At 63.2% G+C, this 25,646-nt stretch carries 21 protein-coding genes; 9 read left to right on the forward strand and 12 right to left on the reverse strand.

Translation table 11 applies throughout. The features are described 5' to 3' along the window. Window positions 1–5 precede the first annotated feature (5 nt). The 3 genes from FJ986_RS00310 to FJ986_RS00320 are packed head-to-tail and all read left to right on the forward strand — an operon-like array spanning window position 6 to window position 4,972. Window positions 6–1,481 carry an ATP-binding protein gene (locus tag FJ986_RS00310; protein ID WP_140673099.1) on the forward strand — a complete coding sequence of 492 codons (1,476 nt, stop codon included), beginning with the start codon at window positions 6–8 and terminating at the stop codon, window positions 1,479–1,481. Further along, a complete protein-coding gene (locus FJ986_RS00315) occupies window positions 1,481–4,441 on the forward strand; it encodes a bifunctional [glutamine synthetase] adenylyltransferase/[glutamine synthetase]-adenylyl-L-tyrosine phosphorylase (protein ID WP_140673101.1) in 2,961 nt (986 codons plus the stop codon). The genes FJ986_RS00310 and FJ986_RS00315 overlap by 1 nt, the downstream gene beginning before the upstream one ends. Window positions 4,442–4,492: 51 nt before the next feature. After that, window positions 4,493–4,972, forward strand: coding sequence for a DUF4179 domain-containing protein (locus FJ986_RS00320; RefSeq protein ID WP_140520713.1), 480 nt, complete (start codon window positions 4,493–4,495; stop codon window positions 4,970–4,972). 44 nt (window positions 4,973–5,016) lie between these two features. Here FJ986_RS00320 and FJ986_RS00325 read toward each other — a convergent pair whose 3' ends face one another. Next, window positions 5,017–7,341, reverse strand: a complete 2,325-nt coding sequence (locus FJ986_RS00325; RefSeq protein ID WP_140567695.1) for a PAS domain-containing sensor histidine kinase — start codon at window positions 7,339–7,341, stop codon at window positions 5,017–5,019. A gap of 243 nt (window positions 7,342–7,584) precedes the next feature. Here FJ986_RS00325 and FJ986_RS00330 point away from each other — a divergent pair, with 243 nt between their 5' ends. Further along, window positions 7,585–7,998, forward strand: coding sequence for a hypothetical protein (locus FJ986_RS00330; RefSeq protein ID WP_140673103.1), 414 nt, complete (start codon window positions 7,585–7,587; stop codon window positions 7,996–7,998). Between the two features lie 101 nt (window positions 7,999–8,099). Here the strand turns inward: FJ986_RS00330 and pepN are convergent, their stop codons facing one another. Next, complete coding sequence (pepN, locus tag FJ986_RS00335; protein WP_140580866.1) at window positions 8,100–10,745, reverse strand: aminopeptidase N; 2,646 nt, start codon at window positions 10,743–10,745, stop codon at window positions 8,100–8,102. Between the two features lie 282 nt (window positions 10,746–11,027). Here pepN and FJ986_RS00340 point away from each other — a divergent pair, with 282 nt between their 5' ends. Then, on the forward strand, window positions 11,028–11,930 hold the full coding sequence (locus tag FJ986_RS00340; RefSeq protein WP_224617863.1) for a DMT family transporter: 903 nt from the start codon (window positions 11,028–11,030) through the stop codon (window positions 11,928–11,930). A gap of 9 nt (window positions 11,931–11,939) precedes the next feature. Here FJ986_RS00340 and FJ986_RS00345 read toward each other — a convergent pair whose 3' ends face one another. The 3 genes from FJ986_RS00345 to FJ986_RS00355 all read right to left on the reverse strand — a co-directional run bounded on the left by FJ986_RS00345 (window position 11,940) and on the right by FJ986_RS00355 (window position 14,418). Further along, entirely contained in the window at window positions 11,940–12,743 is an 804-nt protein-coding gene (locus FJ986_RS00345) for a helix-turn-helix transcriptional regulator (RefSeq protein WP_140517980.1), read from the reverse strand. 48 nt (window positions 12,744–12,791) lie between these two features. Further along, window positions 12,792–13,664, reverse strand: coding sequence for a uracil-DNA glycosylase (locus FJ986_RS00350; RefSeq protein WP_140673105.1), 873 nt, complete (start codon window positions 13,662–13,664; stop codon window positions 12,792–12,794). Window positions 13,665–13,773: 109 nt separating this feature from the next. Continuing rightward, window positions 13,774–14,418 carry a hypothetical protein gene (locus tag FJ986_RS00355; protein WP_140517982.1) on the reverse strand — a complete coding sequence of 215 codons (645 nt, stop codon included), beginning with the start codon at window positions 14,416–14,418 and terminating at the stop codon, window positions 13,774–13,776. Window positions 14,419–14,638: 220 nt separating this feature from the next. Here FJ986_RS00355 and FJ986_RS00360 point away from each other — a divergent pair, with 220 nt between their 5' ends. Continuing rightward, window positions 14,639–16,318: an electron transfer flavoprotein-ubiquinone oxidoreductase gene (locus FJ986_RS00360; RefSeq protein ID WP_140517983.1), complete on the forward strand. Its 1,680-nt coding sequence runs from the start codon at window positions 14,639–14,641 to the stop codon at window positions 16,316–16,318. Window positions 16,319–16,457: 139 nt separating this feature from the next. Then, entirely contained in the window at window positions 16,458–17,051 is a 594-nt protein-coding gene (locus FJ986_RS00365) for a DUF922 domain-containing protein (RefSeq protein WP_140673107.1), read from the forward strand. Window positions 17,052–17,064: 13 nt separating this feature from the next. Here the strand turns inward: FJ986_RS00365 and FJ986_RS00370 are convergent, their stop codons facing one another. From FJ986_RS00370 to FJ986_RS00385, 5 genes are all read right to left on the reverse strand, one after another. Further along, window positions 17,065–18,075, reverse strand: coding sequence for an endonuclease/exonuclease/phosphatase family protein (locus FJ986_RS00370; protein WP_246681748.1), 1,011 nt, complete (start codon window positions 18,073–18,075; stop codon window positions 17,065–17,067). Between the two features lie 159 nt (window positions 18,076–18,234). Beyond that, window positions 18,235–19,695, reverse strand: coding sequence for an AMP nucleosidase (locus tag FJ986_RS00375; protein ID WP_246671782.1), 1,461 nt, complete (start codon window positions 19,693–19,695; stop codon window positions 18,235–18,237). Between the two features lie 101 nt (window positions 19,696–19,796). Beyond that, window positions 19,797–19,991: a hypothetical protein gene (locus tag FJ986_RS00380; RefSeq protein ID WP_140494649.1), complete on the reverse strand. Its 195-nt coding sequence runs from the start codon at window positions 19,989–19,991 to the stop codon at window positions 19,797–19,799. A 53-nt stretch (window positions 19,992–20,044) separates the two neighbouring features. Further along, a complete protein-coding gene (locus FJ986_RS30335) occupies window positions 20,045–20,203 on the reverse strand; it encodes a hypothetical protein (RefSeq protein WP_181167195.1) in 159 nt (52 codons plus the stop codon). Between the two features lie 207 nt (window positions 20,204–20,410). Further along, window positions 20,411–20,752 carry a DUF2147 domain-containing protein gene (locus FJ986_RS00385; RefSeq protein WP_140555823.1) on the reverse strand — a complete coding sequence of 114 codons (342 nt, stop codon included), beginning with the start codon at window positions 20,750–20,752 and terminating at the stop codon, window positions 20,411–20,413. A gap of 445 nt (window positions 20,753–21,197) precedes the next feature. Here FJ986_RS00385 and FJ986_RS00390 point away from each other — a divergent pair, with 445 nt between their 5' ends. Together FJ986_RS00390 and FJ986_RS00395 are read left to right on the forward strand one after the other, a co-directional pair. Then, on the forward strand, window positions 21,198–21,464 hold the full coding sequence (locus FJ986_RS00390; protein WP_010915070.1) for a sel1 repeat family protein: 267 nt from the start codon (window positions 21,198–21,200) through the stop codon (window positions 21,462–21,464). A 399-nt stretch (window positions 21,465–21,863) separates the two neighbouring features. Beyond that, window positions 21,864–22,985: a branched-chain amino acid ABC transporter substrate-binding protein gene (locus FJ986_RS00395; RefSeq protein WP_140673111.1), complete on the forward strand. Its 1,122-nt coding sequence runs from the start codon at window positions 21,864–21,866 to the stop codon at window positions 22,983–22,985. Between the two features lie 153 nt (window positions 22,986–23,138). Here FJ986_RS00395 and FJ986_RS00400 read toward each other — a convergent pair whose 3' ends face one another. Together FJ986_RS00400 and FJ986_RS00405 are read right to left on the reverse strand one after the other, a co-directional pair. Further along, entirely contained in the window at window positions 23,139–25,100 is a 1,962-nt protein-coding gene (locus tag FJ986_RS00400) for an acetyl/propionyl/methylcrotonyl-CoA carboxylase subunit alpha (protein WP_140673113.1), read from the reverse strand. Next, complete coding sequence (locus FJ986_RS00405; RefSeq protein WP_140673115.1) at window positions 25,082–25,645, reverse strand: O-acetyl-ADP-ribose deacetylase; 564 nt, start codon at window positions 25,643–25,645, stop codon at window positions 25,082–25,084. The genes FJ986_RS00400 and FJ986_RS00405 overlap by 19 nt, the downstream gene beginning before the upstream one ends. Window position 25,646 lies beyond the last annotated feature (1 nt).

Below are 25,646 nucleotides of genomic sequence, written 5' to 3' on the forward strand. Positions count from 1 at the left end.
GCGGCATGGCCCTTTCCGTGCCTGCCATCATGAAGACGACGGCTGCGCGGCTCTCGGCGCTCTATCTCTTGCTCTTCGCGCTCTGCGCCGTACTGCTTGTCCTCTACATGACCTCGCTTTCGGCGCGCATGCTGACCGCGCAGACGCAGGAGACCATCAACGACGAGGTGCTCGGCCTTGCCCGCGCCTACCAGCGCGGCGGCCTGCCGGTCCTGGTGCGCGTGGTGGAGCAGCGCTCGCGCCAGCCCGGCGCCAATCTCTATTTGATCGCCGACGCCAACGGCCAGATCCTGACCGGCAACGTGCAGAGCCTGGAGCCGGGGGTCATCGAAACCGAAGGCTGGACGACCGAGCCGTTCTCCTACCGTCGTTTCGGCGAAGGCGAGCTCGACCGGCAGCGCAGCACACCTTCCGATCAGACCACGCCCCAAGCCGGCGATACGGCGGTCCGATCCGAAGGTGAGAAGGGCCACAATGCGATCGCCCTGGTGCTGCGCCTGCCGAACCAGATGATCATGCTGGTCGGCCGCGATCTCGGCGAACCTGAGCGGTTCCGCGCCGTCATCCGCCGCTCCCTGATGCTGGCGCTCGGCATGATGGGGCTGGGCGGGCTGTTGATCTGGTTCTTCGTCGGCCGCGCCGCGCTGAAGCGCATCGATGGCGTTTCGGAAGCCAGCCGCCGCATCATGGGCGGCGATCTTTCGGGCCGGCTGCCGGTGACCGGTGCCGGTGACGAATTCGACCGGCTTTCCGAGAACCTCAACGCCATGCTGGCCAGGATCGCCATGCTCAACGAGGGACTGAAGCAGGTTTCCGACAACATCGCGCATGATCTGAAGACGCCGCTGACCCGGCTGCGCAACCGCGCCGAGGCGACGCTTTCGGGCAAGCACAAGACATCGGACTACCGCCAGGCGCTGGAAGGCACCATCGCCGAGTCCGACCAGCTCATAAAGACCTTCAACGCCATCCTGATGATCTCCCGGCTGGAGGCGGGTTATTCCTCCGAAAGCACCAGTCGCGTCGATCTGGCCGCAGCCGTGCGCGATGTCGTCGAACTCTACGAGCCGGTGGCGGAAGAGGCTGGCGTTTCGCTCGAAGCCGCGGTCAATGGCGCATTCCTTGTCGACGGCAACCGCGAGCTGATCGGCCAGGCGCTGTCTAACATCGTCGACAATGCGATCAAGTACTCGACCGATTCCACCTCCAAGCCGACTGTCCGCGTGACGCTCGAACGCGCGCATGGCGAAATCAGGCTTGTCGTCGCCGACAACGGCCAGGGCATTCCGGACGATGCCGATCGCGCCCGGGCGACGGAACGGTTCGTGCGGCTCGAGAAGAGCCGTTCCCAGCCAGGTTCCGGGCTTGGCCTCAGCCTCGCAAAGGCGGTCATGACATTCCACTATGGCCGGCTTGATCTGTTGCCTGGTAATCCCGGATTATCCGTGGTCATGAGTTTTCCCGCGCGGGAGGATCATTGATGACGGCGGCTGCAAAGCGGACGGCGAAGGACTGGCTGTTGAAGCCCGCGGCAAGGCTTGCTCCTCTGGACGACAGCCGGGCCCGGCAGGAGCTGGCCGAGATCGCCACCTTGGCACCCGAAGAAGGATTGACACGGCTGGCGAAATTCCTGGCTGGAACGGGTGAGGCGCAGGACTTCCTGGCCGCTGTCTTCGACCTCTCGCCGTTCCTGCGTGACATGGCGCGTCGCCGGCCGCAGATATTGGATGGGCTTTTCGACCAGCCGGTCGAGGCCCGGCTGAAGGCGATCATCGTGGCGATCGACCGGGCATCGTTCTCCGAGACGATCTCCGAATCCAGATTGATGATGGAACTGCGGCAATGGAAGGCCGATGCGCATTTCCTGATCGCGCTGGCCGATCTGGCCGCCGAGGCCGAGACCTCGCTTACGGTGCGGCGGTTGAGCGACCTTGCCGATGCGTGCACGCGCGCCGCCGTCGATTTTCTGCTGCGCGACGCGCATGGCCAGGGCAAGCTGAAGTTGCCGGATCCCGCCAATCCCTCGAACCGGTCGGGCTGGATCCTGCTCGGCATGGGCAAGCTTGGCGCGCATGAGCTCAATTTTTCCTCCGATATCGACCTCGTGGTCTTCTTCGACCCGGAAGCGTCGGCCGTCGTCGATCCGCTCGATGCGACGGAGCTGTTTTCGCGGCTGACGCGCCGTCTGGTGCGCATCCTGCAGGACCGCACCGAACATGGTTATGTCTTCCGCACCGACCTCAGGCTGCGTCCCGATCCCGGTTCGACCCCGCTGGCGATCCCGGTCGAGGCGGCGCTGCGCTACTACGAGGCGCGCGGCCAGAACTGGGAGCGCGCTGCCATGATCAAGGCGCGTCCTGTGGCCGGCGATCTGGACGCCGGCACCGCTTTCCTCAAGGAGCTCCAACCTTACATCTGGCGCAAATACATGGACTATGCCGCGATCGCCGACGTCCACTCGATCAAACGCCAGATCCACGCCCACAAGGGGCATGGCGAAATCGCGGTCAAGGGCCACAACGTCAAGCTCGGACGCGGCGGCATCCGCGAGATCGAGTTCTTCGTCCAGACGCAGCAGCTCATCGCCGGCGGCCGCTTCCCGGAACTGCGAGGCCGCGAGACCGTGCCGATGCTCGGCCAACTGGCCGCGCGCGGCTGGATCACCGCCGAGGCACGCGACGCACTGGCCCGGCAATATTGGTTCCTGCGCCGGGTCGAGCATGCCATCCAGATGGTGGCCGACGAGCAGACGCACACCCTGCCGGAGGATGATGAAGGGCTGGAGCGAATCGCGCGCATGCTGGGCTTTGCCGATGCGGCTGCTTTTTCCCTGGGCTTCCGCGCCTCGCTGCAGCAGGTCGAACGTCACTACGCGGCGCTGTTCGAAACCGCGCCGGAGCTTTCGGCAGGCATCGGCAATCTGGTCTTCACCGGCGACGTCGACGACCCCGATACGCTGCAGACGTTGCACGGTCTCGGCTTCCAGCGAACGAGCGACATCTGCCGCGTGATCCGTGGCTGGCATTTCGGTCGCTACCGCGTCACCCAGTCGGCTGAGGCGCGCGAGCGACTGACGGAACTGACGCCGGCGCTGCTCAAGGCTTTCGGCCAGACGCGTCGGGCCGATGAGGCGTTGATCCGTTTCGACGAGTTCCTCGCCGGCCTGCCTGCAGGCATCCAGCTCTTCTCGCTGCTCCAGTCCAATCCGGCGTTGCTGAAGCTTATGGCGACGATCATGGGCGCCGCGCCACGACTGGCCGCGATCATCACGCGCCGGCCACATGTGTTCGATGGCCTGCTCGATCCCGCTCTTCTCACCGAATTGCCGGATCGTGGCTATCTATCGGCACGGCTTACCGCTTTCCTCGAAGGCGACCGCGCCTATGAGGACGTTCTCGATCGTTTGCGCATCTTTGCCTCCGAGCAGAAATTCCTGATCGGCGTGCGGCTGCTCGCCGGCTCGATCGATCCGGCCCGCGCAGGCCGCGCCTTTTCTGACCTGGCCGACCTCACCATTGAGGCCGCGTTGCGCGCGGTTATGGCCGAATTCGAGGCGCGCCATGGTACAATCGCCGGCGGCGTGGTTTCGCTGCTCGGCATGGGTAAGCTCGGCAGCCGTGAATTGACGGCGGGGTCGGATGTCGACCTCATCCTGCTCTACGATCACGATGCGGACGCCGAGGAATCCGACGGTGAAAAACCGCTGGCGCCCTCGCATTACTACACCAGGATGACGCAGCGCCTCATCTCGGCCGTTTCCGCGCCGACCGCGGAAGGCGTGCTCTATGAACTCGACCTGCGGCTGCGGCCGTCCGGCAACAAGGGGCCAGTGGCCACCCACGTCGACGCCTTCAAGAAATACCAGCGCCAGGAGGCCTGGACCTGGGAGCACATGGCGCTGTCGCGGGCGCGCGCCATTGCCGGAGATGCCAGGCTCTGTGCCGAGGTCGAAGCCGACGTTGCGGCGGTGCTCGGGCAATTGCGCGACGCAGCAAAGGTGAAAGCGGAAGCGTCCGACATGCGCACCATGATCGAAAAGGAAAAGCCGCCGCGCGACCTCTGGGACATCAAACTCATTGCCGGCGGCCTGATCGATCTCGAATTCATCGCCCAGGTGGCCGTCGTCACGGGCAATGTCGAGTCCGGCCGCAGGGTCACGGCAACCGCGGAGGTATTGTCGCGCCTTGCGCCACAATTCGCAGCCGCCGATGTCAGGGAGGAGCTTGGCGAGGCCTACCGCCTCTATCTGGCGCTGACCCAGATGATCAGGCTTTGCCTCACCGGCCAGTTCGAGCGGGACGATGTGCCGCCGGGGCTTTCGGATCTGCTTCTGGCGGTCACCGACTTGCCGGATTTCGGTGTGCTGGAAGCACATCTCAAGGAGACGTCGCGGAAGGTCAGGAAGGATTTCAACCTTCTGCTTCGTGCCGGGCGGCCGTGATCAACGGCCGTGCGGATCGCATCGGGGGTGACGATGCAACAGGAGAAGACCATGAGAAAGACAACCAAGCTCGCGTTCGCCTTCATCGCGTTGGCAGGAGCCGTCGGCACTGCGGCCTATGCCGAGAACATCGACAGCGCAAACATGCGTGAGCGCACGATGATGCGCCTCAACAAGGCGATGAAGGACAATGACGGCACCATCAGCTTCGACCAGTTCTCAAGCGTCATGGATTCGCGGTTGAAGAAGCTGGTCGCCGACAATGGTGGCAAGCTCACGGTGGAGCAGCTCGCCGCAGCGCTGGAAAAGGCCCGCTTCGAGCACATGGCCAGGCGCATCATCGCGCGTTACGACAACAAGGGCGACGGTACGCTGACGACGGACGACATCGCCAGTCGCGACAAGAAGCTCTTTGCCCTGCTCGACAAGAACAACGACGGAAAGATCAAGAAGGGCGAACTGCCAAAGGGCGGCCGCTTTGGCTTACACCGTCAGTGGGATGACGAAGGCGACGACGGCAGCATGCAATAACGCCTTCCGGCACGGGCTTCGGCGACATCGCCGGAGCCCGTTGCTTAAGCCGCGACCTTGACCACGGGCGTCGCCTTCTTCACGGGAATGCGCACCGACACGATCGTGCCGACACCTTCGGTTGAGCGGATTTTCAGGGCACCGCCTTGCAGTTCGGCCAAAGAGCGCGAGATGGCGAGGCCGAGGCCGGACCCGGCATGGCTCTTGGAGAACTGGTTCTGCACCTGTTCGAAGGGCCGTCCGAGCTTGCCGAGCGCCTCCTTCGGGATGCCGCAGCCATTATCCTCGATCGTCAGCACCAGCGCCCCTGAGGTATTACGGGCCCTGACCGATATGTGGCCGCCTTGGCCGGTGAATTTCACTGCGTTGGACAAAAGGTTTATGACGATCTGCTTGATCGCTCGGCGGTCGGCAAACAGCGTCAGCGCGTCGGCGATGCGGGTCTCCACGGTGATCGCCTTCTGTGCGGCCTGCAGCGAGACGACCCTGACCGTCTCGCTGATCAGCGGGCCGAGATCGATCTCTTCGCGGTCGAGCGAGAATTGGCCGGCCTCGATTTTCGACATGTCGAGAATGTCGTTGATGACGCCCAGGAGATATTTGCCACTGCTGTTGATGTCGGTGGCGTATTCCTCGTAGCGCTCCGATCCCAGCGGGCCGAACAGCCCCTGTTCCATCAGCTCGGAGAAGCCGATGATGGCGTTCAAGGGCGTGCGCAGTTCATGCGACATGTTGGCCAGGAATTCGGACTTGGCCCGGTTCGCCGCTTCGGCGCGCTCGGTTTCCTTCATGTATTTGCGGTTGAGCTCGACCAGTTCGCGCGCGCGCTCCTCTTCGGCCCGGCGGGCGAGGCTGAGATCGTGTATGGTCGCCATCAGCCGGCGCTCGCTGTCGACCAGCTTTTCTTGATGCAGCTTGATCTGGGTGATGTCGGATCCGACCGAGACAATGCCGCCGTCGCGGGTTCTGAGTTCGTTGACCTGCAACCAGCGGCCGTCGGCCAGCTGCCGTTCGAACGTCGCGCCGCCCTGCGGTCCATTGCTGTTGGCAAGCCGCCGATCGGAAGCGAAAGCGAGCATGCGCTCTTCCAACGTGGCGCGCACGGCGCCTGGCATCACGTCACGGTCCGAAAGGCCATTGTCCTTCTGGTATTTGGAATTGCACATGATCAGCCGCTCGGCGGCATCCCACAGCACGAAGGACTCGTTGATGTTCTCGATCGCCGTCCTCAGGCGCAAATCGGCTGCCTCGGAACGAAGCGCCAGGTGACGCTGCTCGGTGACGTCGACGGCGATGCCGATCAACTGGATTTCGGGTGCTTCCGGATCCATGACCTGCGCCCTTGCGCGCATCCATACCCACTGCCCGTCGGCATGCCGCATCCGGAACACCTGATCGATATGATCGATCTCGCGCGCGACGATCTTGTTGGCGAGCTGGAACAAGTCGCCATCATTGGGATGGATGATCTCGTCGACCTCGCCGAAGGACAGCATCGTGTCGCATGGCTCGTAGCCCAGCATGTCGTACATCGAGCGCGACCAATACATCTTGCCGCGCACCATGTCCCAGTCCCACAAGCCGCAGCGGCCGCGTACCAGCGCCATGTCGATGCGTTGATGCGCTTCGAGATAGATGCGGTCGGCCGCCTGCGCGCGCGCCGCCTGGCCGAAATAGGCATAGAGGATGATGATCAGCACGCCGGCCGTCAGTACGAACAGCGTCACATTCAGCGAGACTGTCTTGCGCCAGGCGTCGAAAACCGCGTCCTGCGGCACCAGCGCCGCTGCCGCGCCTTTGCGACCGTTCGTCAGGCTGACCGCTGCATACCAGTCCTGCCCGCCAATATCGACCTCCATCACTCCGGCGCGGTCGCCGAACATGAACAGAGGCTGGCCGCCCTGGGCGAGGCTATCCAGCGAACGGCCTTGCCAGGACATCGAGCGCGGCGTCACCGCGGTGATCTTGAAGGCGCTGTCGGTGATGACAAGAACGTGGCCGCGGCTCATCGCGCCCTGGCGGCTGGTCGTTTCCAACAGGTCCTGGATGGCGCCCGGCGCGGTGTCGGACGTGGTGGCCAGCGAACTCGCCAGTTGACCGGACGCCAGCATCAGGATCGCCTTGGCGTTGCGCTCGATATCGTCGCGTTCGTTCATCAGCGACAGGACGCGCAGCGCCGCGATCGCGATCAGGAAGATGACGATGAGAGCCGGTATCGATCGGCGCAGCAATGGCTCCGCCGCCAGAAGCCGCTTGTAGGCCGGTTCGGCGATGAGCCGCGTATTCCCGGCAAGGCCGTCGCCTCGCGGCGTCTCGCGACGCGCAAAAGCTATCCCTCCGGGCGCGCCCCACGCGTCCGCCTTCGCCATAAATGGCACTCCCCGATTTGCCTATGCTTGATGATCCGGCAAACGCCGCACTTCCGAATCGCCATTAAAGAATCAAAGGTGATTCGCCTTGTCCAGTGGTCCGGCGAAAAAAGATTAAAAATCGACTAAAATAGCGGCTTTTCCGCCAACCGAGCAAAGGCATGCGATGGCGATTACCGTGGAAAGGGAATAATATTAGAAATCACGCATATTCCGTGCGGGATTGCACATTGGGAGGAAAGCATGAATCGCAGATCTGCAATTGCTCTCGGCGTGTCAGCGGCAGCGGTAACGCCTTTGTTCGCCCTGGCGGCGTCGGCAAAAACGAGGACATACGGCCCGAAGGAGGGCAAGGAGATTGCGCCCGGCATCAGAGTGGTGGAGGTAGGCACGGGAAACTCAGACATTCCTGCCTACAAAAGCATCTCAATCGTCGATGTCGTGTTTCAGCCCGGCACACATGCGCCGGCGATGGTGATGGACAACGACATGGTATGCACCATCACTGCGGGCGAATTCACGATCAAGAAGGCCGACAAGGAGTTCAAGCTCAAGGAAGGCGACATATACACTTGCGCCAAGGGCAAGACCGACGAGGCGACGAATACGAGCGCCGAGGTCGGCGTGCATCGCATCGCCATGTTGATACCCGCGTAGGGAGGCGGGAATCCGTTCGAGCAGCAGAAGCACAGCCTGACGGGCCGGTGGCGTTGCCTTGGCATTGCCGCCGACCACCATGGTGGCCGCTTGGGTCTGGCTCACGCCAGCGTACGCTCGACAATATCGCTTAAATCCGCCGACAGGTTTTCGGCATTGGCAATCGAAAGCAGCGCTTCCCTGGCCTTGGCCTGCCTGCCAGGTTCGAGCGAACGCCACGACCGGAGCGCCGTTGCCAATCTTGCCGCCACCTGCGGATTGCGTTTTTCGACCTCGAGCACGGTCTGCGTGAAGAATCGGTAGCCTTCGCCGTCGGCGCGGTGGAATCCGGTCTGGTTGGCACTGGAGAATGTGCCGATCAACGAGCGCACCCGGTTCGGATTGGCCATCGAGAAGGCCGGATGCGTGGTCAGGGCGCGAACCGTCTCCACCGCCTGCGGACCGGGTACGCTGGCCTGAATCTGGAACCATTTGTCCATCACAAGCGGGTCGGACGCATATGTCGCTTCGAAAGCCGCCAGTGCCTTGTTTGCCTCCGGCGAACCATGGTGGCGGTGCGCGAGCACGGTCAGTGCCGCCGCGCGGTCAGTCATATTGGTGGCCGACCGGAAGTGCTCCGCCGCAAGCCCGGCGCCATCTGACAGCAGCGAGAGATAATCGAGCATGACGTTGCGCAGCGCCCGCCGTCCGGCGGAAGCTGCGTCCGGGCTGAACGGGCCGGCGTCGGCAAGCCGCTCGTAGAGGCCGGCGAACGCGTCGCGGTTAGCCCTGGCGATTGCCAGCGCCAGCGCCTCGCGCGCAGCGAAGATGGCGTTGGGTTCGATGTTCTTGCCGATGTCGCGCGCTATGTCGGTCTCGCCCGGAAGCGAAAGCGCCAGCGCCCGGTAGGCCGGCTCCAGCGTCTCGTCGCTCGCGATCCTGCCGGCAAGCTCGGTCAGCCGCGCGGTGAAGCCAGGCTCGGCGCCGTCGAGAATCTGGCGGAAGGCCAAGATCAATGCATCCGTAAGCAGCGTGTTGAAGGTCTGCCAGCGCGAGAAGCTGTCGCTGTCGTGGCCGGCAAGGAAGAACTGGTCGTCGGTCTTCTGCTCGACGGCAAGCGTTATCGGCGCCGAGAAGCCGCGGTTCAGCGAAATCGCCGGACGCTCGGCGACGCCTGAGAAGCGCACCACATGCCGGCGCTTGCGGATGTGGATGATGCCGTCCTCGACGCTGGCGCCGTCGACCGCGTCATAGGCGACCGGCTCGCCGCCGGCGCCAATCAGACCGAAGGCGAGCGGTATGTGCATCAGTCGTTTGCGGCTTTCCGACGGGGTCGGCGGCACCGATTGCTCGATTTCCAGAGTGAATTCCCGCTCCGCCCGGTTATAGGTCGAGCTCACCGCCAGGTTAGGGGTGCCGGCCTGATGGTACCAGAGCGCGAATTGCGACAAGTCGCGGCCGGACACCTCCTCGAACACTGTCAGGAAATCCTCGATCGTCGCCGCCGTGCCGTCGTGCCGCTCGAAATAGAGGTCCATGCCGGCGCGAAAGCTATCAGGCCCGAGGATGGTACGGATCATGCGCACCACCTCCGAGCCTTTTTCGTAGACGGTCGCCGTGTAGAAATTATTGATCTCGCGATAGCGGCGCGGCCTGACCGGATGCGCCAGCGGCCCCTGGTCCTCGGGGAATTGATGCGCGCGCAGCGTGCGTACCTCGGCGATGCGCTTGACCGCACGCGAACGTTGGTCGGCGGAGAATTCGTGGTCGCGATAAACGGTCAGCCCTTCCTTCAGGCAAAGCTGGAACCAGTCGCGGCAAGTGATTCTGTTGCCTGTCCAATTGTGGAAATACTCATGCGCGATGATCGCCTCGATATTGGCGAAATCGGCGTCCGTCGCGGTCTCCCGGTCGGCCAGCACATATTTGTCGTTGAAGACGTTGAGGCCTTTGTTCTCCATCGCCCCCATGTTGAAGTCGGACACGGCGACGATGTTGAAGACATCGAGGTCGTATTCGCGGCCGAATGCCTCCTCGTCCCATTGCATCGATCGCTTCAAGGCATCCATGGCGTAGCCGGCGAGCTTCTCCTTGCCGGGCTCGACATAGATGCCGAGCTCGACCGTGCGGCCGGACATGGTGACGAAACTGTCGGCGACCCGGCCGAGATTGCCGGCGACCAGCGCGAACAGATACGATGGCTTGGGGAAGGGATCGTGCCAAATGGCATAGTGCCAGCCATCGCCGAGATCGCCCTTGTCGACCCGGTTTCCGTTGGACAGAAGCAGCGGCGCCTCGTCGCGGCGGGCTTCGATCCGCACGGTGTAGACGGAAAGGATGTCGGGGCGGTCGAGGAAATAGGTGATGCGGCGGAAGCCCTCTGCTTCGCATTGCGTGCAATAGACGTTGCTTGAGCGGTAGAGGCCCATCAGCGCTTCATTGCCCGACGGCGCCAGCTCGGTCTCGATCGACAGCCGAAAGCGACGCGCCGCCGGGGGCCTGAGGATGGTCAGTCGGTCGGGCGTCACGGCAAAATCCGTCGGCTTGGCTTTCCTGCCGTCGATCTCGACGCGCCTGAGCGTCAGCCCGTCGCCATCCAGCACAAGCGGCGTAGAGGCCGCGACGCCATCCCGGCGCTCGACGGTCAAAATTGCCGTGACGATCGTCGCGCCTGGCGAAAGACGGAATTCAAGGTTCGTTTCCGGAATGAGATAGTCGCTGGGGCGATAGTCTTCGAGTTTGAAGACCTGGCCAGTGTCGGTGCGCATTCCTTGGTTCCTGTCTTTCCGGGCCTGTCCTGCCCGTCCAAAATTTTGAAGTCCGCGCTCTTTACACGAACCGGCGGCTCGACAAAACTGCGACAAGGTCTATTCAGACCTTCCTTTCCAGCATCGCGAGGCAGTCATGGCCGCCGTCTACGACGTCAGGCATATCGAGAGACCGGCAACGCCGGCGCGCACCTGGGCAACCACGCGGGAAGCGGCGGGAGCGTGACAGCAGGCCGCGACAACAGTGACAATACCGTAGGGCACAACACGCTCACCGGCATTATGCTGAAGATCGTCTCGGTGGCGGTCTTCGTCGGCATGTCGACCTGCATCAAGGCGGCGGGCACTGTGCCGGCGGGACAGATCGTCTTCTTCCGCTCCTTCTTCGCTATCTTTCCGATCATTGCCTTTCTGGCTTTCAAGGGAAATCTCGGCACGGCTTTCAGTACAAGCCGTCCGTTCAACCACATCGCGCGCGGCGTCGTCGGCGTCTGCGCCATGGGGCTCGGCTTCTTCGCGCTGACGCGGTTGCCGCTGCCAGAAGCAATCACGCTGAATTACGCCCAGCCACTGTTGGTGGTGGTGTTCAGCTCGATTTTCCTCGGCGAAGCCATTCGTGTCTATCGCTGGAGCGCGGTCGCCGTCGGCCTCGTCGGTGTGCTGATCATCTCCTGGCCGGAGCTGACGCTCCTGAGTTCCGGCGAGGCGCTCGATGACCAGGAGGTGCTCGGCGTCATCGCGGCATTGATAGCGGCGGCGATTTCGGCCGTCGCCATGCTGCTCGTGCGCAATCTCGTGCAAAGCGAGCGCACCGCCACGATCGTGCTTTGGTTTTCGGTCACCGCGAGCGTCATGGCGCTGCTGTCGCTGCCGTTTGGGTGGCAGGCGCTGACGCCGGGGCAGGCGGTCCTTCTTGTCGCCGCCGGCTTCTGCGGCGGCCTTGGCCAGATCCTGATGACCTCGGCTTACCGCCATGCCGAGGCATCGGTGGTGGCGCCGTTCGAATACACCTCGATGATCCTCGGCGTCTTGGTCGGCTATCTCGTCTTCGGCGATGTCGCCACGCTGAACACGCTGACCGGCGGTCTGATCGTCGTTGCCGCCGGCATCTTCATCATCTGGCGCGAACGTCAACTCGGCCTGGAACGCACCCGCACGCGCAAGGCCGCCCCGCCGCAGGGGTGATCAGCACCGTTAGGCCCGCTCTTTCGCCAATCTTACCAGCGCCGTCCGCGTCTGCTCGTCGGCCGGAAAGAAGGACTCGATCGCCAGCTCCGACAGCGTCACGTCCAGCGGCGTGCCGAACACGGTGATGGTGCTGATGAACGACAGCACCTGATCCCCATGGGCAAGCCGCAGCGGATGCACGATGCCGCTCGGCTCGACCCGCGCCGGCCGCCCACTCTTCAGGCCGGAGGGATAACCGCGCAACTCACGCTCCAGTTCGATCAGCACCGGATCGCCTGACGCGTCGTTCTGGTGCTTCAGGCGTTCCAGCAGGTGCGCCCGCCACTCCGCGAGATTGACGATGCGCGGCGCGACACCTCCAGGGTGCAGGCTGAGCCGCAGCACGTTGACTGGCGGCTTGAGCAGCGAGGGCTCGGAAACGTCGGCCAGGAACGGCCCAATGGCAGTGTTTGCCGAAACGAGGTTCCAGTGCCGGTCCACCGCGAGCGCCGGGAACGGCTCGTGCCCTCGAAGCACCGTCTCGACCGCCGCCATGGCCGGTGCCAGCGAAATGTCGGTCAGCGGCCTTTCGCTGAAGCTCGGCGCAAAGCCCGCCGCCAGCAAGAGCTGGTTGCGCTGGCGAAGCGGGATCGAAAGCTGCTCGGCCAGGTGTAGCACCATGTCGCGCGACGGCGCGGCCCGCCCGCTCTCGACGAAGCTCAGATGCCGCTGCGAGATATCGGCTTCCGTGGCGAGGTCGAGCTGGCTCATCCGGCGTCGCGTGCGCCATTCACGGATGAGGCTGCCGGCGGAGGTTTGAGGAGATATCATGAGGGCATGGTTAGGGCGACGGCAGGCGCATTTCAATTACCCGCGAGGTCATGGAGAGGTGAGCGCTCTTAGCTTCGCCTTCACCTCGAGAAAATCCCGCCAAGCCAGCTTCTTGTGCGCCGGCGTCCTCAGTAGATAGGCCGGGTGCAGCGTCGGCATCGCCGGAATAACGACGCCGGACGCTGTCGTGTGGGCGCGCCAGTTGCCGCGCAGCCGCAAGATGCCTTCGCTCGTATTCAGAAGGGTTTTGGCCGAGGGCCCGCCGAGATTGACCAGCACCTTCGGCTTGACCAGTTCGATCTGCCTTTCGATGAACGGCCGGCAGATCTCGGTTTCGTGCGGCGTCGGCGTGCGGTTTCCCGGCGGCCGCCAGGGGATGACATTGGCGATGTAGACGGATGTCCGGTCTAGCCCGATCGCGGCCAACATGCGGTCTAGCAGCCGGCCGGAGCGGCCGACGAAGGGCAGGCCTTCTATATCCTCGTCACGGCCGGGCGCCTCGCCGACCAGCATCACCGATGCATCCGGGTTGCCGTCGGCAAAGACCAGGTTCTTGGCGGTGAACTTCAGGTTGCAGCCGTCAAAAGTCGACATGTGCTGGCGAAGCTCGTCCAGCGTCGAGGCAGCCGAGGCCAATTCACGCGCCAGCGCCGCCTGCGCCTCGTCGGATACCGCCGAAATGGGCGGGCGCGCCGGCGGAGCGTTAGGCACGGCGCTCGCATCGAGACGCGGTTGGGCGGGCCGCTCCGGTGCTCTGCTATCGCTCGGCGCGGCAGCCGGCATCCGCTCCGCCGGCTTGGGCGCGGCTTCCGCGAAGCGGTTCACCGGCGCGTCCTCCAACGCCTCGTCGACGCCCGCGCTGGCATAGAAGGCGAGCAGCTCGGCGATATCAGGTCGGCTGTTTGGGGAAGCGGCAGTCATGGCGCCACCATCGTTCGACTGGTCGCATATTGCAAGTTGGTGATTGGGGACATTGGCACAACCGGGCAATGACGGCCTGTCTGTGGCAGCGTCATACGCTCACCGCAACCTAACCCGTCGGTATGCGCGGGTCCTGCACCAGATAAAAGGTCCAGCGCGGCGTATAGTCGGTGATCAGGAATTCGAACCTGGCGGTCTTTAGCGGGTCGACCTTGCCGTTCTTGAACAGCAGACGGTCATACGGTTCAAAATCGCGGTCGAAATCGGCAAAATTGCTCGACCAGATATTGTCAGGCGTCTTGTTGCGCTGGTCGAACGAAAGCCCGTCGCCGAAGACGCTCGGCTGATTCAGGACCTCCTGAAGCTCGAACTGGAATTCGATCCAGGCCTGGCCGCTGTTGTTGAGCACGTCCAAGCGCAAATACATGATGCCGTTGGCGAACTCGCCCGCCTTGCCGAACGCCTGGATCGGCTTGGTTGCACGGATGGTCAACGTCACCGGCGTCGCTGAATTCAGCTCTTCGGTGATGACGAGCGGATCGTCCTTGGTGCCGGTGCCGGAAGCGCCGGTGATTTCGAACCCGCCAAGCTCGTCGGAGAAGGAGTAGGCACCGGTGGCCCAGACCTTCACCTCGTCTGCAAAGGCATGGACCGGCGCCAGCAGGGGGAGGGCCGAAAGGAACGCCCGGCAGGCCCTGCCGGGCGTCGATGGGAAGCGCGTTGATGAGAAGCCGGCTGGCCCAGGAATGCGCATGGTGCGAAGTATGGCCGATAAGCAAGCCGTCGAACAATTAAAAACGTACGCGTTGCGGGCAGGCCGGCGCAAAACGGGTGTCCTTCGGCACGATGCGCGACTTTTTGGCCAAATCCGCGTTGTCACAGACGCGCCGGTTTCCTGTCGCGACTTGATGCGCTATGCAGCGCATGAGCCAGCAAGATACGCGCAATAGCGACAAGCCAGTGCGGAGGGGTTGATGAGCGATATCGAACGCGAAAGCATGGAATTCGACGTGGTGATCGTCGGTGCGGGCCCGGCCGGCCTCGCCGCCGCCATCCGCCTGAAGCAAGTCAATCCCGAGCTTTCCGTGGTCGTGCTGGAAAAGGGCGGTGAGGTTGGCGCCCACATCTTGTCAGGAGCCGTCGTCGATCCAATCGGCATCGACCGGTTGCTGCCGGGCTGGCGCGACGAACAAGACCATCCATTCAAAACGCCGGTCACGGCGGACCATTTCCTGGTGCTTGGCCCCGCCGGCTCTTTCCGCCTGCCCAACATGATGATGCCGCCTCTGATGAACAATCACGGCAACTACATCGTCTCGCTTGGCAATGTCTGCCGCTGGCTGGCCGCCAAGGCCGAGGCGCTCGGCGTGGAAATCTATCCGGGGTTCGCCGCGGCCGGCCTGCTCTATAACGAGGAAGGCGCCGTCACCGGTGTTGTCACCGGCGACATGGGCGTCGAAAAGGATGGCACACACGGCCCGGGTTTCGCGCCGGGCATGGCGCTGATGGGCAAATATGTGCTGATCGGAGAGGGCGCGCGCGGCTCGCTCGCCAAGCAGTTGATCGCCAGGTTCAGGCTTTCCGAGGGCCGCGAGCCGGGCAAATACGGCATCGGCCTCAAGGAACTGTGGCAGGTCAAGCCGGAGAAGCACAGGCCGGGTCTCGTCCAGCACTCCTTCGGCTGGCCGCTCGATCTCAAGACCGGCGGCGGCTCTTTCCTCTATCATCTGGACGACAATCAGGTGGCGGTGGGCTTCGTCGTCCACCTCAATTACAAGAACCCCTGGCTGTCGCCGTTCGAGGAGTTCCAGCGCTTCAAGACCCACCCGGCGATCAGCGGTACTTTCGAGGGCGCCAGGCGGTTGGGCTATGGCGCGCGCGCGATTACCGAAGGCGGCTGGCAGTCGGTGCCGAAACTGTGCTTCCCGGGTGGCGCGTTGATGGGCTGCGCCGCCGGGCTCGTAAACGTCCCGCGCATCAAGGGCTCGCACAATGCCGTGTTGTCGGGAATGCTGGCGGCCGAGCATGTCGCCGAGGCAATCGCCGCCGGCCGCGCCAATGACGAGCTCTCCGCTTACGAAGCCGCGTGGCGGGCGACAGACATCGGCAAGGATCTGAAGAAGGTGCGCAACGTCAAGCCGCTGTGGTCGCGCTTCGGCACCATCGCCGGCGTCGCCATCGGCGGCCTGGACATGTGGCTGAACACTTTGTTCGGCTTCTCGCCCTTCGGCACGCTGAAGCATGGCAAGGCCGACTACGCCACGCTAGAGCCCGCCGCGAAGCACAAGAAAATAAACTATCCCAAGGCCGATGGCGTGCTGACCTTCGACCGCTTGTCCTCGGTGTTCCTGTCCAACACCAACCACGAGGAAAACGAGCCGGTGCATCTGCTGGTGGCGGACATGGAGCTGCAGAAGCGTTCCGAGCATGACGTCTTTGCCGGACCTTCGACGCGCTACTGCCCTGCAGGCGTCTACGAATGGGTCGACAAGGACGGCAATGCCGCTGCCGATCCGGCGGCCAAGGACGTGCGCTTCGTCATCAACGCGCAGAACTGCGTCCACTGCAAGACCTGCGACATCAAGGATCCGAACCAGAATATCGACTGGGTGCCGCCGCAAGGTGGCGAAGGCCCGGTCTATCAGAACATGTGAGCCGTGCCGGGCCAAGCCGTCACGAAGAACATGCGAGCAGCGGCGGACTTGTCTGTCACCGTCGACCGCCTGCCTCGATCAAGCCCGTTGAAGCCTTCCGCCGAGTGTGGTCTGCTCGGCTCCGACAAAGGAGGCGGACATGCGCCTGACCAGCCCCACGATGCTCGCCATGGTCTTCATGCTGCTTTGCGCATCAGCCGCGTCGGCGGGCACAAAGCTCACCGTTCACATCCGCACCTACGATGTCGCTGGAAATACCGGAGCCGCCCTTGTCGAGGCGATGGACCGGCTGGGACCCAAGCACGGCTATATGACGCGCGCCATCGCCGAAACCGGTTACGCCGTGCATTGGGATCTCGATATTGTCCGGGAGGATGGAGCCTGCCATCTGCGGCAGGCCAACGGGACGCTCAACCTGACCTACACTTTCCCGCGGCTCTCGTCGGCAAGCGCAGTCCTGCGCGAGCGTTGGGACCGTTTCATGGTCGGCGTTCGCAAGCACGAGCAGACGCATGGCGGTATCGCGAGGCGGATGATGCGGGCCACCGAGACCGCGCTTGCCGGACTGCGGCGCCCGGACAACTGGTTCTGCACCGGCACGCACCTCGAGGCGCGGCGCCGAATCAAGACCATCTATGTCGAATACGAAGCCAGGCAGAACGCTTTCGATGCGCGCGAGCATCGCGGCGGCGGGCCTGTCGAGCACCTTGTCGAAGCGTTGACCAAACCCTGAGAATGCCGAAGCATCAACCGCGCGGATTGTTTTCAAGGTCGCTCGCCGCGAGCGCGCTCTCATGCTCGTCATGGGGCAGCCTGTCGTCGGGGCGAAGCGAGAACTCCACGAATACGGGAAGATGGTCGGAGCCGGTATCTTCCAGTCGCGTTGACGACAGAATGGTCACGCCGCCCTTGCTGAACGCCTGGTCGATCGGGAGGCCTGCATAGCGGCGCAGGAAGTCGGGCAGCTTCCGGTGAATCCAGGTCGACCCGGCCGACGGCATGACCGTCAGTCCGCCGAGAGCGGCGACGCGCCGCACCGCAGCGCTCCATGGCACCGCGTTGCAATCGCCGGCCATGATGGCGGTTTGGCCGAGCGATGAAAGCTGCTCCGAGAGTTCGCCGATCTGCCAATACTGTTCCCGCGGCCACGGCCAGCTGAGATGGATGGCGGCGACGTCGGCGCTCCTGCCGCCGAAATCGATGGTCGCAACGGCCATTGCGCCCCGGCGCTCGCAATGTGGCGCGGTGCCGGCGAGAAAGGGCCGCCGCGAGAGCAGCGCGACGCCGAATACGCCGTTGGGATAGGGACAGAGGATCCGGTATGGATAGGCGCTGGCGATGTAGCCAAGCTCCGTCGCCCACATCGCCGACACCTCGTCCAGGGTGATGACGTCGGGATTGGTCCGGCCGATCAGTGACAGCACTTTTTTCGGCGTCGGGTTGTCGTAGCGCAGATTCATCTGCAGCAGGCTGTAGACTACCTGGTCGGTGGGTTTGGCGACCGCCTGAACCGGCCACGGCCGGGGCAAGGCGGTCGAAGCGGTGGCAAGAGCGGCCACGGCAAAAACCAGGGCCGCGGCCGCTTGCAGGCGAAACGATGTCGCCAGCAGCGGCAGCGCGCAAAGCGCCATCAGCACGGCGAGGTGAATGCGGAAATGCGAAAAGGAATCGAGCGCCGGGTGCAACGCGCCTAAGAAGCCGGCCACCAGCGCGACCGAGAGCGTCATCATCACGATGAATACCAGTGAAGCCGCCATGTCTCGACTGCGTTTCATCGGATCAGATCTGCATGAGTTGCCTGCGATGGTCCCCGCCCGGTTATCGGCAAAAATGCGGCTCAATCAAGATAGCGAATTGCCGGCAAGATGGCGAATCGCCGGCAAGACGGCGAATGGCTCTGGCGGCGCGCAGATCGGCTACTGGAAGGCCGTTTCCGAAAAACTTCTGAGCTTGCGCGAATGCAGCCGCTCCATCGGCATTTCCGAAAGCTTTTCCATCGCCCTGATGCCGATGGTGAGGTGCTGCGCCACCTGCCGCTTGTAGAATTCGGTCGCCATGCCGGGCAGCTTCAGTTCGCCATGCAGCGGCTTGTCGGAGACACACAAGAGCGTGCCGTAAGGCACGCGGAAGCGGAAGCCATTGGCCGCGATCGTTGCCGATTCCATGTCAAGTGCGATCGCCCTCGACTGCGAAAGCCGCTGCACCGGTCCGCGCTGGTCGCGCAGTTCCCAGTTGCGGTTGTCAATGGTGGCGACAGTGCCGGTGCGCATGATGCGCTTGAGATCGTACCCCGACAGGCCGGTGACTTCGGCCACCGCTTCCTGCAATGCCACCTGGATTTCGGCCAGCGGCGGGATCGGCACCCAGACTGGCAGGTCGTCGTCCAGCACGTGATCCTCGCGCACGTAGGCATGCGCCAGCACATAATCGCCCAGCGCCTGCGTATTGCGCAGACCCGCGCAGTGGCCGAGCATCACCCAGGCATGAGGCCTTAGCACAGCGATATGATCGGTGATCGTCTTGGCGTTGGAGGGTCCGACACCGATATTGACCATGGTAATGCCGCCATGGTTCGGCTTCTTCAAGTGGTAGGCCGGCATCTGCGGCAGGCGCTGTGGCGCCATCCCTTCGCTCGGGGCGCTCTGCCCGGCTTTGGTGACCACGTTGCCCGGTTCGATGAATTCGGCATATCCGCCGCCGCCACTCTCCATCAGGTCACGGGCGCGCGCCACGAACTCGTCGATATAGAACTGATAGTTGGTGAACAGCACGAAATTCTGGAAATGCTGCGGCGTGGTCGCGGTATAGTGCGACAGGCGGTGGAGCGAATAGTCGATCCGCTGCGCGGTGAAGGGCGCCAGCGGCCTTGGTTCTCCGAACGCCACTTCGAACGTGCCGTTGGCGATCTGGTCATCTGTACCGTCGAGATCTGGCACGTCGAACAGGTCTCGGATCGGCCGCTGGATACGCTCGGCCGCCGTTCCGTCGACATGGGTGCCTTCGAGAAAGGCGAAATGCAGCGGGATCGGCGTTGTCGATTCCGAGACCGTGACCGCGACCCCGTGGTTGCGCATGATCAGACGCAATTGCTCGACCAGATAGCTTTCGAACAGGCTCGGCTGGGTGATGGTGGTGGAAAAATGCCCCGGCGTCGGCATGTGGCCATAGGCTTGGCGTGAATCGATCTGGGTGAACGAGTTCGTTGTGACGCCGATCTCCGGGTAGAAGGCGCGGTAGCGCTTGCTGCTGTCGCCGCCGGCGGCAAGCGCCGCGAAGGAGTCGCGCAGGAACTTGGTGTTGCGGTCATAAAGGGCTTGCAGCGCCGCGACCGCCTTTTCGGCGGTGTCAAAGCTTTGCCGGCCAAAAGGCTCGGGCATGACGACAGATTCGATGGCTTGGGGGTAGATTCGCTTTTCCATGGCTCAATATAGAGATTTGGAAAGGCGGTTGGGAGGGGTGTCCCGATCGAAGGCGCAATTTATCCGCGCTGCAGGCTGACCAGCAGCACGAAACCGACGCCGGACTTCTTCAGTGCTGGCGCGTCGATCGTGGAACCGGCATCGGCACGCATCATCGGCACGGCCAGGACCGGCGCGGCAAGAAACGCCAGGATGAGCGCCGCCCGCGGCAGAAGCCGAACGGTTTTGAAGAGGTTGGCGGCGATGCGGTTCATGGTCTTTGCTTTTCTTTCGAGGTCTTGGTTTGGTCAGGTCTTTGGTTTCTGTCTCAGGGGCGAAGGGTGGCCGGGCAGGCGAGGCGGCAGGTTCTGGAACTGGCCTCGTTCCAGGAACGGGCCGGACGGCCCGCTTCGGCGACGAGGATGGCGAAGAACATTCCAAACAGGCTCACCAGCAGGCAGACGATGGTGAAGCGGCGGGCGAGCATTGGTCGTGTCTCCTTCAACACGCAGGAGAATGCCCGGGCACGACTGAACCGGCTCTGATGCCGACGTTCATCTGCCGTTCAAATTGGTTGATGGGTTTTGAGGCGGGGCTGGCTATAAGGAGCATGGCCGCCGGCACAGCATGCCAGGATCATGAAATGAAAACGGGGCCTGCCGGCCCCGTTTTCATGTCGCAAGGATGGGGTCGATCAGAGCTTGTGCCAGGTCTGGCTCTTGCAGATCAGCCCGCCGAGCACGCAGCCGCTCATTTTCAGCGAGGTGCCCGACAGTGTCGCCTTGCCGGAGTAGGTCTTGTCGTTTGCCGGGTCGGTTATGCTGCCGGCGTATTTGTTGTCGCCGGACGCCTTGAGCGAACCGATGGTCTTGCCGGCATATTTGCCGGACTTCAGCGTGATGGAAAATGAACCCGAGCCCCCGATGGCCGCGGTATCGCCGGCCTGCGTCTTCCAGTTTCCCTCGATCGGATCGGCCCAGGCCACACCGGTCAGGATCAAAGTGGCCGCCAGGGCCAGGCTTGCTTTTCGAAACATCTTTCCTCCCTTGGATACCCGGCAGGAGGCTCCGCCTCGCCGGTCTGCCGCTTACGCAAACGTAAGCTAATCCAGCTCCCCGCAAAACAAAAGCGGTGCCGCAGCGGAAGCTTTGGCAATTCAGAAGCGCCGACGGAAGCAATGTCGGCAGGGAAATGAATGTATGCATGCGCGGCGTTTGTTTCGCGTGGTTAGCGGAGTGTTGATTCCGCTCGCGAAAATTTTCGTCAAATTTGGCGCTATCCGGCTGAATCGCTGGCTTTGTATCCTTAACGAATTTCCACGTTTACCTATTGTTTTAGCTTTGTTTTCCTCAAATTAAGCACGCCATTTAACGACGGATTCAAGCCTGCGCGGCATTCTCGAAAGCATCGAAAGAGCAGCCCGGGCAGACAAACGGAGGCAGCTCTCGGGAGCCAGACAGGGCCGGAAGAGAGGATTGAAAATGGCACGTTTTGAAATGCTTGAAGCAGGCTTCGGCGCCATGGGGGCAACTGCCCAGGCCGACATTCTTTTCGAACTGGGGATGATGTATGCGACGGGCCGCGATTGCGAGACCGATGTCGTCGCCGCCCACAAATGGTTCAACATCGCCGCGATCAAGGGTTCGGCCCGCGCTGCGGAATTGCGTTCGGAACTGTCGGCTGCGATGTCGAAGGTCGAGATCGCCAAGGCGCTGCGCGAAGCCCGCGAATGGATGACGATGCACTGAATTTAGAGATAAGGCAGGGCGGCCTTCTGGTCCGCCAGGCAAGGACAAGGCCGCGGTAAGACGGCCACGCGACAAAACCAAGAACGCGGCACGCCCGACAGGGCCAGCGGCGCGGCGGCCATGATCCGGTTTTCGGAAAGATCAGGGCCAGCAGGAAGACAGGGAAGGCGAGTTGGGTTCGAGTGCGGGGGCGCTTGAGAAACAGCTCGACAGGCAAAGCCGCGACCGGCCGGAACAAGGCCGGCGCGGCTTTTGCCTTTTTGCTCCAGAGATGCTCCGCAGGCCTAATCGAGCGCCGCCAATGCGCCTAGACAGGCCACACGAAGGATGAAATTGTCCGGCCTCTCTGGAAGAAGCGTGGCCGGGGCGGCCGCGCGTGAGTGGAGGAGTCATACCGCAATGAAAAAATTAAGTATTTTGAACGCGGCCATCTTCGGCCTGATGATGAGCGCGCCGGTCGCCTATGCCGACGACATCACCTTTTCGGTGGTCGGTCCGATGACCGGACAGCTCGCCACCATTGGCGATCAGTTCAAGCAGGGCGCGCAGGCTGCCGCCGACGCGATCAATGCCGCCGGCGGTGTCGACGGTCGCCAGGTCAAGCTCGATATCGAGGATGACCAGTGCGACCCGAAGCAGGCGGTTTCGGTCGCCAACCGTATCGTCGCCAATGGCGTCAAGTTCATCGACGGCCACGCTTGCTCGGGTTCGAGCATTCCGGCTTCCGCCGTCTATGCCGAAGCCGGTGCCCTGATGATGAGCCCGGCCTCCTCGAACCCGGTGCTGACCGACGCCGCAGCGAAGGCCGGCTGGCCGACGATCATGCGCCTCTATACGCGTGACGATGCGCAGGGTGCCTTCATCGGCCCCTGGATCGCGAAGAAGTATGCCGGCAAGAACGTCGTCATCCTGCATGACAAGAGTGCCTACGGTCAGGGCGTTGCCGATGCGGTCAAGGCCACGATGAATGCCGGCGGCCTGAAGGAAGTGGACTATGAAGGCATCAATGCCGGCGAAAAGGACTATTCGGCGCTCGTCACCAAGCTCAAGGACCTCAAGGCCGACGTTGTCTATTTCGGCGGTTACCACCCGGAGGCTGGCCTGATCCTGCGCCAGTCGGCGGAACAGAGCATCAAGTTCCAGCTGATCATGCCGGATTCGATAGCCTCGCCGGAATTCTGGCAGGTTGCCGGCCCGGCCGGCGAAGGGACCATGTTCGTCTTCCCGTCGGATCCTCAGGCAAAGCCGGAAGCCAAGGCAGCCGTCGAGAAGATCAAAGCCGGCGGTTTCGTGCCGGAAGGCTTCACGCTATTCTCCTACGCCACGATCCAGGCCTTTGCGGAAGGCATCAAGCGTGCCGGCAGCGATGATCCGGCCAAGGTCGCCGAGGCGCTGAAGAACGGGCAGCCAATCAGCACGGTTGTCGGCAATGTCACCTTCGACGAGAAGGGCGACCTCAAGAACGCCAGCTACGACATCAACCAGTGGCACGACGGCAAGTATGCGCCGATCCAGCCGTAATCGCTGCCTATATCGATGAAATGGCCGGGCTCGTCCCGGCCATTTCATTTCTGCCTGTGTGTCTTGCCATGGACATATAACGGCGGTCGACATTCTACGGCGCCTCTCTCTGTCCGGCAGGACAGGGACGCTTGGCATCCGGCAGCGAGGCTGTCAGCCTTGCATATCCTCGAACCGCACCAGCACAGTGCCGTCGGTAACCTGCGCGCCCTCGGTGGCGATCTCGGCGATCACGCCATCATGCGGCGCGGCGATGGTGTGCTCCATCTTCATCGCCTCGAGAATAAGCAGCGGTTGCCCCTTCATCACCGTATCGCCCTTTGTCGCCCGCACAAGCTTGACCAGTCCCGGCATCGGCGCGCGCAAACTGCCTGACGCCGCCGCCGCATCATCGCCTCTGGCCAACGGGTCCGGCACCGCGAACGTATAGCCGGCCGCGCCTTCGAATATCGTGATGTGGCCTGGCCAGCGGGCGAGGCGAGGAACGGCGCGAAGGTCATGCGAATTGGCGCTGTCATAGGGTGCATGGAGCGTCACCTGGGAACGCCGGTCTGGTCGTACCGAAACCCTTGCCAGAATATCGTCCTCGCCAAACTTCAGCCGGATCTGTCGTGCCATGCCATGGAAATGCGTGTAGCCGGCAAGTGACGACCATGGATCATCCGATGCCGGCAGCGCGCCCGCCCCGGAGGCCGCTATGGCCGCGGCCGCGACCGTTTCGCCGCTCGGCGGCGCAATCTCGGTCAGCGCCTGCTGGTGGCGGCCTATCAGGCCGGTATCGACGTCGCCCGCCGAAAAGTCCGGATCGGTCACCAGCGCGGCGAGGAAGGCGGTATTGACGATCGAACCGGCGACTTCGGTTCGCGCAAGCGCCGCGCCGAGTGCCTCCAGCGCAGCCGGCCTGTCCCCGCCATGCACCACCAGCTTGGCGATCATCGGATCATAATAGGGAGAAATGGCGTCGCCGGCCCGCACCCCGGTTTCGACACGCATGGCGGCCCCTTGGGGAACCATGTCGGGAAATTTCAGATGATGCAGCGTGCCGGTCGCAGGCAGAAACTCCCTTGCGGCATCCTCGGCATAGAGGCGCGCCTCGAAGGCGTGGCCGGCTAGCTTTATCTCGCCTTGCGTTTTCGGCAGCTTCTCGCCGGATGCGACCCGCAACTGCCATTCTACCAGATCAGTGCCGGTGACCATCTCGGTGACCGGGTGCTCGACCTGCAACCTCGTGTTCATCTCCATGAACCAGAAGCGGTCAGGCGTCAGGCCTTGCGAGGCATCGACGATGAATTCGATGGTGCCGGCACCGCAGTAGCTGATCGCCTTGGTGGCCTTCACCGCCGCCTCGGTCATCGCCTTGCGCAACGCCTCCGTCATGCCGGGGGCGGGGGCTTCCTCGATAACCTTCTGATGGCGTCGCTGCGCCGAGCAGTCGCGTTCGAACAGATGGACGGCATTGCCGAAATTGTCGCCGAAAACCTGCACCTCGATGTGGCGCGGTTTGTCGATATATTTTTCCACCAGTACACGGTCGTCGCCAAAAGCGGATTTCGCCTCGCGTCGTGCGCTCGACAGCGCTTCGGAAAACTCGTCGGGGTGCTCGACCCGGCGCATGCCCTTGCCACCGCCGCCGGCCCGCGCCTTGATCAGCACGGGGTAGCCGATTTCGCGTGCCTTGGAGGCCAGGACCACGATCTCCTGTGCCTCGCCATGGTAGCCCGGCACGACGGGCACGCCGGCCTTTTCCATCAGCCGTTTGGCGGCATCCTTCAGCCCCATGGCGCGGATAGAGGCCGCCGACGGGCCGATGAAGGTGAGCCCCGCGGCCGCCACCTGGTCGACGAAATCAGGATTTTCCGACAGGAAGCCATAGCCGGGATGAACGGCTTGCGAGCCTGTCGCCAAGGCGGCCGCGACGATCTTGTCGCCGCGCAGATAGCTGTCGCTGACAGGCGAGGCACCGATATGTACCGCCTCGTCGGCCATCTCGACATGCAGGGATTTCGCATCGGCATCGGAATAGACGGCAACCGTGCGCACCCCCATCTTGCGCGCCGTGCGGATCACCCGGCATGCGATCTCGCCCCGATTGGCGATCAGGATCTTTGTGAACATGGAGCCTCCGTAGCCTGCGTTTGCCTCGAGGAAGCAAGGGCCTCACGGTATAGTTCGGCCATTCGTTCGTCGAAGCAGCAGAAGATGACGGTCTGCGGCGTCGTATTTCCGCTCAGGAAGCTGGTTACGGCGCAGACTGCAATTGCTGCCGCCTCATCCCTCGGATAGCGGTAGATGCCCGTCGAGATCGCCGGAAAGGCGACCGAGCGGCATTCCTTCTCGGCGGCGATTTCGAGCGAACGCCGATAGCAGGAGGCGAGCAACTCCGCCTCGCCCTTGCCGCCGCCCTGCCAGACCGGACCAACCGTATGGATGACGTAGCGGGCCGGCAGCCGATAGCCCTTGGTCAACTTTGCATCGCCGGTCTTGCAGCCGTTGAGCGTGCGGCATTCGGCGAGGAGGTCCGGCCCCGCCGCCCGGTGAATGGCGCCGTCGACCCCGCCGCCGCCGAGCAGCGAGGAATTGGCCGCGTTGACGATGGCATCGACATCCAGCTTGGTGATGTCGCCGACGTTAATGCGGATCCTGTCCTGCACCTCGCCCATT

Source organism: Mesorhizobium sp. B1-1-1 (genome assembly GCF_006442955.1).
Lineage (GTDB): Bacteria > Pseudomonadota > Alphaproteobacteria > Rhizobiales > Rhizobiaceae > Mesorhizobium.